The following is a 7,718-nucleotide window of genomic DNA, read 5'->3' as shown; positions in this document are numbered from 1 at the left end:
GCTAACGGTAGGTCTGTCGCCAACCCCCGTTCGGGACTTGCACCCTAAAGATTCCGCCCATGCCGGGCGTACATAAAGAAAGGTTAGGCACCTATAGGTGTCTAACCTTTTATCCCTAAATCTGAAAAAATTTACTGCGGTTGTTGCGCATCACTTGTAGGGCGCAGCGTCTTGATCATCACAATCGTTTGCGGTTGATTGGATTGTACCTGTACATAGCCCAAGCGCTGAACGAACGTTTGACTGCGCGTGTTCGTTCCCTGGATGAACACCTCTATCTCATTCATGCCCATCGCGAGCGCCTCTTGTTCCAAATATTTCATAATACGCGTGCCGTAACCATTTCCCTGATACCTTCGACTGATGACAAGTGACCCTACATTCATGCGTCCAAAATCATCCGCAACGTAACTTACGTAACCCGCGACCTGATCATCCACCAAAATCATGCGTGTTTGCGCACTTTGGACGTATTGCATCACCATACCCATATCGAGTTCGTTTCCATAACTCTCTCGATAGACACTGCTGAGTTCCTCCTGAGTGACACGCGTGACAATGGCTTGATCCTCCGGAAGCATCATTCGCAGCGTCAAGCGTGTTGTGACCGGCGTTTCGACCTGCATCGGTTCGGCAACCTCTGTAGACGCTGGTGTCACATGATCGACACGTGACGCATGCGGACGTGGACGTCGCTTTTTAGCTGGCTGCTTCTTGGTGCCAGCCGCCAGCGTCACAGGTTGTTTATGAGAGGATTTCGTTGAATTAGCGCGGAGCTTGCGATCTTCTGGCACGGTTACGTCTCCCCTTGATCTGTGCGTAGACGGTCAGCGCAAAGCAAATCCGTCTCGATACGACACTATATGAATCAAGGAAAGAATCCGCGCCTATCTATTCAAACCTTTTCCTGCCTTGGTGGATGCGCCGACACCTTTGCGCCGCTGCCTAAGCGCACGCGACGTGATGGCAAATGTAAAAATCCAACCCAGCGACTGAAAGACGACTGCAATCGCAATTCCCGAATGGGCTGGCATAGCAAGCAGTACGACCATGGATGTCAGGAAGAAGATTCCACTGATGGTTGCCGAACGTTGAAACGCAGAAACCGACATTACCCGGTGCTGAACCCACAAACACACGAGAAGCGCCCCATCAGCCATCACCCAAAGTGCAAACGCCGTATTCATTTTAGATGTTCATATCGGCGCATTCTATACGTCGCACGCCACCCATATAAGGAACCAGGACTTCCGGGACACGGATCGTACCATCCTCATCCTGATAATTCTCTAGGATCGCCGCCATCGTGCGTCCGAGCGCGAGTGCCGATCCATTCAGCGTATGAACAAATTCTGGTTTGCTCTTCTCCGTTCGGCGAAAGCGGATGTTTGCCCTGCGCGCCTGAAAATCTTCAAAATTGCTACAAGAAGAAATCTCCCGATAGGTCTTTGCGCCGGGGAGCCACACCTCAAGATCGTATTTTTTCGTCTCTTTGAACCCAAGGTCACCTGTGCAGATCTCAATCACGCGATAAGGGAGTCGAAGCGCCTGCAGCACAGCTTCCGCATCCGCCACAATCGCCTCAAGCGCCTCATAAGAACTCTCGGGGGTAGTAAATTTCACTAACTCCACCTTCTGAAATTGGTGAAGTCGAATCAGTCCACGAGTATCACGACCCGAAGAGCCCGCCTCTGAGCGAAAGCTTGAGCTGAATCCGGCATAATTAATCGGCAACATTTCAACTGCGAGGATTTCATCTCGATGGAGATTCGTTACGGGTACTTCAGCTGTTGGAATGAGAAAAAAATCCTCATCCGCGACCCGAAAAACATCGTCTTCAAACTTTGGCAGGTTGCCCGTTCCAACCATGCTCGCTCGATTGACCAAATAGGGTGGCCATATTTCTTCATAGCCGCGGCCCGTCTGCATATCAATCATAAAATTCATAAGCGCTCGCTCTAAACGCGCCCCTAATCCCTTATAAATGACAAATCGGGAGCCACTGACCTTTGCCGCGCGCTCAAAATCAAGAATCCCCAAATGTTGTCCAAGATCCCAGTGATTCCTTGGTTCAAAGGAGAAGGATGGAATTTCTCCATGCCGCCGAAGTTCGGGATTGTCCTCCTCGCTTACGCCTTCTGGCACACTGTCGTGCGGAAGATTCGGCAACCGCAAGAGGCAATCAGCGATAACCTGTTCCGCTTCTCGAATTTGCGCATCAAGCGCCTGAATTCGATCGCCCACCACGCGCATCTCTTCAATCAATGCTTGTGCATCTTCTCCGGTTCTTTTCGCGTGCGCCACCTGCTGAGTAACTGTGTTTCGATGCGCTTTTAACTGTTCAGTTTCCGCAACATATTCGCGCCATTTTCGATCTTCATCTAAAAATTGCTCAAACATGTCGATGGTTTCTTGAGACTCGCGCCTTCTTGACAATGCCTGTCGCATTCGATCTGGGTTTTGTCGCAAAAGCTTCGCATCCAACACAAAAACCACTCCCATGTTTATCGATATCCAGTAACCCAAAAGATACCATACTCCCGTCTGACGGGCAATTCCCCGCAAAAAAGGCAGCCCTTCGGCTGCCTCCTCATCAAAAGGTTCTATTTCACTTTAAACAGGCTGACTGGTTTTGCGAACCATGTCTAAAAAGTACGCGTGCATACGTAAATCATCCGACAACTCCGGGTGAAATGCTGTCACCAGTCGATTGCCTTGACGCGCGGCCACAATTTTTTCTCCATATGTGGCCAATACACTCACATCCGCGCCCGTTGATACAATGTGCGGCGCTCGAATGAAGACACACGGGAACGCATCACCGTCAATCTCGGAAATCGGCAAGTCTGCTTCAAAAGACTCACGCTGACGTCCAAAACTGTTGCGATCGACTACGGTATCCATCACACCGAGATGAGTCGTATCGCTGCCTTCAATTTTTTTTGCAAGAAGAATCAATCCCGCGCACGTCCCAAAAACCGGCATTCCACCTTCGATACGCTCTCGAATGCCGTCATAGAGGCCATACTTGCGAATGAGTTTTCCAATGGTTGTACTCTCTCCACCCGGAATGACCAGCCCATCAATCGCCTGAAGGTCTTCTGGATGTTTGACAAGCACTACCTCACTACCCACGCGTCTTAGATGATCCGCATGTTCGCGAACCGCTCCCTGCACGTTAAGTACACCTACACGTTCCATCGACCGTCACCAACCGCGTTCTGCCATGCGTTCATTATTGGCAAGCGTGGACAATTCGATCCCTTTCATTGGCGTCCCCAGGTCTTTTGAGAGACGCACAAGGAGATCGTAATCCTGGAAATTCATGGTCGCCTCAACCACAGCGCGGGCAAATTTCTCGGGATTCTCCGATTTGAAAATTCCCGAACCCACGAAAACGCCATCTGAGCCAAGTTCCATCATAAGTGCAGCGTCAGCCGGTGTCGCGACGCCGCCTGCCGCAAAGTTTACAACAGGAAGTTCCCCAGTTTGGTGGATATCGAGCAAGAGTTCATACGGCGCGCCCATCGCTTTGGATTCAGCAACGAGTTCATCTTCCGACATCGCGGTAACCTTGCGAATCTGTGCTCGCATTGTGCGAATGTGTTTCACCGCTTCGATAATATTGCCAGTGCCCGGCTCACCCTTTGTGCGAATCATCGAGGCACCCTCCGCGATTCTGCGCAACGCTTCACCAAGATCGCGCGCGCCGCACACAAACGGAACCGTAAACTCCCGCTTGTTGATATGAAACTTGTCGTCAGCCGGTGTCAAAACTTCGCTCTCGTCAATGTAATCAACCGCCATCGCCTCAAGAATGCGCGCCTCAACAATGTGTCCAATACGGCATTTTGCCATGACAGGAATCGAGACTGCCTTCATGACTTCTTCGACGATGGTTGGGTCTGCCATGCGGGCCACCCCGCCTGCAGCGCGAATATCACTTGGTACGCGCTCCAACGCCATGACAGCCACTGCACCTGCCGCCTCAGCGATGCGTGCTTGTTCCGCGTTAATGACATCCATGATAACGCCATTTTTCTGCATTTGAGCCATGCCACGCTTGACGCGGTCTGAACCAATTACGGTCATGAGTTATTCCTGCCTCTCTCCATCATCATTCATTTTTCCCTTTGGTCGATTAGAAATGTGGTGTCGCAAGATATCTTACGCACATCCTCGTTCATCTCTATGAGCCAATTCATTGACTAGAGTATAGCATATTGTTCACGCTATCCGGAGTGCATCTGTTCAACAACACGGCGTGCCTTTTGTGGATCATCTGTAATAATCGCATGTGTCCCCAGCCGATACAGTGCAGATACATCTTCTGCGCGATTGACTGTATATGGGCGAAGAGCAATCCCAAGTTCAAGCGCCCGGCGAATGTACATGGGGGACAGGCTGCGAAAATGAGGATGAATCGCCTTAAACCCACGCGCATACGCCTCATCAGGCGTCATAACGTGAATTTCACTACACAATGGTGCAACCTCAATCCCATACCCCAGCGCTTGAATCTTTCGCAACACATTCCAAGAAAACGATGAAACAATCGTACGATCAACCATTCCGTATTCGCGAATCAATTCGAGCAACCGCTCCTCAGAGACGCTCGCTCCCTTTACTTCAATATTTACTTTCATCGCTGTGCTTTTCACAAAATCAAGAACTTCTGCAAGCGTTGGGATGCGCTCGCCGCGAAACGAAGGGCCAAATGATGCACCTGCGTCCAGATGCCTCAATTGCTCATACGTGAGTTGCGCAACTGTACCTGACACCCTCGTCGTGCGCAAAACTGTGTCGTCGTGGATCACGACGAAGGTTCCATCCGCCGCGCTGTGAATATCCAGTTCAATTCCATCTGCACGTTGATTATAGGCTTCCACAAATGCGGCCATTGTATTTTCAGGCGCATGTGCACTTGCTCCTCGGTGTGCAAAGATCTCCATTCTACACGCCCCTGTTTGAGACTTATCATGAGGATAATGTAGAGTACGCCAACCAACGCGCTAGATTGACTAGACGCTGTAATTAGGAGCCTCTTTTGTAATATGCACATCGTGCGGGTGACTTTCACGTAGTGCCGCACTGGTGATGCGAATAAACTGGGTGTTTGTTTGCAGTTCCTCAATCGTGCGAGTACCGCAATACCCCATGCCTGCACGCAACCCACCAACTAATTGATACACCGTATCCGCGAGCGGTCCGCGATACGGAACGCGTCCCTCAATTCCTTCTGGAACGAGTTTTTTCTGCTGATCTTGGAAATAGCGATCAGAACTTCCGGATTTCATTGCACCGATTGACCCCATGCCACGGTACACTTTAAAACTCCGACCCTGGAAAATTTCCAGGTCGCCAGGACTCTCCTCAGTACCCGCAAACAGACTCCCTAACATGACGACACTCGCCCCTGCAGCAATCGCTTTTGTGATATCCCCCGAATATTTGATACCACCGTCTGCGATGACAGGGATGTCATAGGAGCGAGCGACTTGTGCACACTCATAGATTGCGGTGACTTGTGGAACACCGATTCCTGCCACGACACGCGTTGTGCAAATCGATCCTGGACCAATGCCCACTTTGATCGCATCCGCCCCAGCTTCAATCAAGTCCCTTGTAGCCTCTGCCGTTGCCACGTTTCCGGCAATCAAGTTCATGTCTTTAAATTCTGCGCGCATCTTGCGAACAAGTTCAAGAACACCTGTGGAGTGTCCGTGTGCCGTGTCCACAATGATTACATCCGCCCCCGCCTTTAAAAGCGCCCTCACACGCCCAAAAGCGTCTGAACCTGTAGAGACGGCGGCGCCTACCAGCAATCTCCCTTGGCTGTCTTTTGCCGCAAGCGGAAATTGTTTTGCCTTCTCAATGTCTTTAATCGTAATGAGCCCTTTTAAGGTGTTATGTTCATCAACAATGGGGAGTTTTTCAACTTTGTGATGTTGTAGAATTTCTTTTGCCTGCTCAAGTGTTGTTCCTACCGGGGCTGTCACGAGACGCTCTCGTGTCATTACATCACCAATGAGACGTGAATAATTTTTTTCAAATCTCAAATCGCGGTTGGTAAGGATACCGATCAGCTTCATGTTCTCATCGACAATGGGTACCCCAGAAATGCGATATTTCGCCATAATTTCTTCAGCATCGTGGATCTGATGATCTGCAGTCAGATAGATGGGGTCTGTAATTACACCACTCTCGGAGCGCTTCACCCTGTCGATCTCTTCTGCCTGTTGTTCAATCGTCAAATTCTTGTGGATGATACCAATGCCACCTTCACGCGCGATGGCAATCGCCAATTTGGACTCCGTGACTGTATCCATGCTGGCACTCATGAGGGGAATATTTAAACGAATCTTGCGTGTCAAACGTGTGGACGTATCCACATCTCTTGGAAGAACATCCGATTTTGCAGGTCTAAGCAGCACGTCGTCGAATGTCAGTCCCTCTATGGAAAACTTTTGTGCGTCAAATGGCACAAGAAACCCTCCTATTCTTTGTATACCACACGCGTACACTGGCGGATATTACGAGTAAGTCTAACGAGCGTATGGAGTGGTGTCAACCGTATGGAATTAAATGTTCCTTTTGAATTTCCAGATCTACTCTCCACCTTGGAACTGCCTGCAGGCGCACGCGTATTTCTAAAAGACAATGAACGCATAAAACGAGAGGAACGCATGGACGTGTCGTATCGACTCTCATCGTTGTTAAGGATGGGCAGAACCTATTTTGTCCAGGCAGAGAGAGGTACAATCGCACTTCGCCCCCTCCTTCTCTACTATGGAATACTCAACTACACCAAGGCCATCGTTCTGCTTCACCACAGAACATCAAAGACAACAAACTCCACGCAACACGGACTAAGCACAGCGCGAAAAAAAACGACAAACCAAGAGTATTGGCGTGATCGCATTTACTTAAAACGTAGGGGAGCCATGCTGGACTGGCTCATGACCTTTGATTCGGTTAATCTAAAGCCTCTTTTAAAAGCTGAACAAGACTGCGCATTTAAAATTGATGAACTATGGGGTTGTATCCCAGAGGTGGACGATCTGCAACTGATCATGAATCGCTCGCGCCGGACATCTCCCTATGCAATCGAGCGAAAAAGCAAAGACAGCGTTTTTGGCACCCAGTTTACATTGGCTGCGGATCTGCCTAAACGATGCCAGATGACCCAAGAAGAAATCGAGATTCTCTTTATACAGAATGGCAGAAGTGATTCGTGTGAGACCTGCCCGTCTGAAGTCCGTTTTGCACAGAATGAATCATTAGTAAGAAATCACGAATTGCAGCAAATCGAGCATCCACTGCGTTGCAGGAGAACTTTCAAAACTCTTGGGATAGGCAATACGGTCTTTATTCCACCCGCGATCCATCACGAAATCCCTTTTCTTCCAGAGCCATTCATCTGGACGTGTTTGCTCTTTCATGCCAGTATGATCGCCCGCTATGAAGCCGAGGAGTGGGTATCACTTGTCGGCGAAGACTCATCTGTTGAAACCTTGATGATGAAGCGACTATGTACCTTAGTTATACGCGAATTTCCGCATTATCTCATCGAGCAGATCATTGGGAGCCGTCAAAGCGAGACGTCATAGAAAAAGAGCGACACCCTGAGGTGTCGCTCTGTGTTGTCTGGCAACGTCCTACTCTCCCAGGACCCTGCGGTCCAAGTACCATCGGCGCTGGAGGGCTTAACGGTCGTA

The 7,718-nt window shown here is 49.8% G+C and carries 8 protein-coding genes; 1 reads left to right on the top strand and 7 read right to left on the bottom strand.

The window, feature by feature from the left end; genetic code table 11:
* Positions 1-131 precede the first annotated feature (131 nt).
* From ATW55_RS07130 to guaB, 7 genes are all read right to left on the bottom strand, one after another.
* Positions 132-794 carry a GNAT family N-acetyltransferase gene (locus tag ATW55_RS07130; protein WP_067714767.1) on the bottom strand — a complete coding sequence of 221 codons (663 nt, stop codon included), beginning with the start codon at positions 792-794 and terminating at the stop codon, positions 132-134.
* Between the two features lie 93 nt (positions 795-887).
* On the bottom strand, positions 888-1,187 hold the full coding sequence (locus ATW55_RS07125; protein ID WP_067714763.1) for a hypothetical protein: 300 nt from the start codon (positions 1,185-1,187) through the stop codon (positions 888-890).
* Position 1,188: 1 nt separating this feature from the next.
* Complete coding sequence (gene serS / locus ATW55_RS07120) at positions 1,189-2,487, bottom strand: serine--tRNA ligase (protein WP_067714760.1); 1,299 nt, start codon at positions 2,485-2,487, stop codon at positions 1,189-1,191.
* 126 nt (positions 2,488-2,613) lie between these two features.
* Positions 2,614-3,201, bottom strand: coding sequence for a pyridoxal 5'-phosphate synthase glutaminase subunit PdxT (pdxT, locus tag ATW55_RS07115; RefSeq protein WP_067714757.1), 588 nt, complete (start codon positions 3,199-3,201; stop codon positions 2,614-2,616).
* 6 nt (positions 3,202-3,207) lie between these two features.
* On the bottom strand, positions 3,208-4,092 hold the full coding sequence (pdxS, locus tag ATW55_RS07110; RefSeq protein ID WP_067714754.1) for a pyridoxal 5'-phosphate synthase lyase subunit PdxS: 885 nt from the start codon (positions 4,090-4,092) through the stop codon (positions 3,208-3,210).
* A 140-nt stretch (positions 4,093-4,232) separates the two neighbouring features.
* Positions 4,233-4,952 (bottom strand): glycerophosphodiester phosphodiesterase family protein, encoded by a 720-nt coding sequence (locus tag ATW55_RS07105; RefSeq protein ID WP_067714751.1) that lies wholly within the window; start codon positions 4,950-4,952, stop codon positions 4,233-4,235.
* Positions 4,953-5,021: 69 nt separating this feature from the next.
* A complete protein-coding gene (guaB, locus tag ATW55_RS07100) occupies positions 5,022-6,485 on the bottom strand; it encodes an IMP dehydrogenase (RefSeq protein WP_067714747.1) in 1,464 nt (487 codons plus the stop codon).
* A 90-nt stretch (positions 6,486-6,575) separates the two neighbouring features.
* On the opposite strand from guaB, the gene ATW55_RS07095 reads away from it, so the two are divergent.
* Positions 6,576-7,610, top strand: a complete 1,035-nt coding sequence (locus ATW55_RS07095; RefSeq protein ID WP_067714744.1) for a YaaC family protein — start codon at positions 6,576-6,578, stop codon at positions 7,608-7,610.
* Positions 7,611-7,718 lie beyond the last annotated feature (108 nt).

This window comes from Ferroacidibacillus organovorans (assembly GCF_001516615.1).
GTDB lineage: Bacteria > Bacillota > Bacilli > Alicyclobacillales > SLC66 > Ferroacidibacillus > Ferroacidibacillus ferrooxidans_B.
This window is presented reverse-complemented; position numbering and strand designations above follow the sequence as displayed.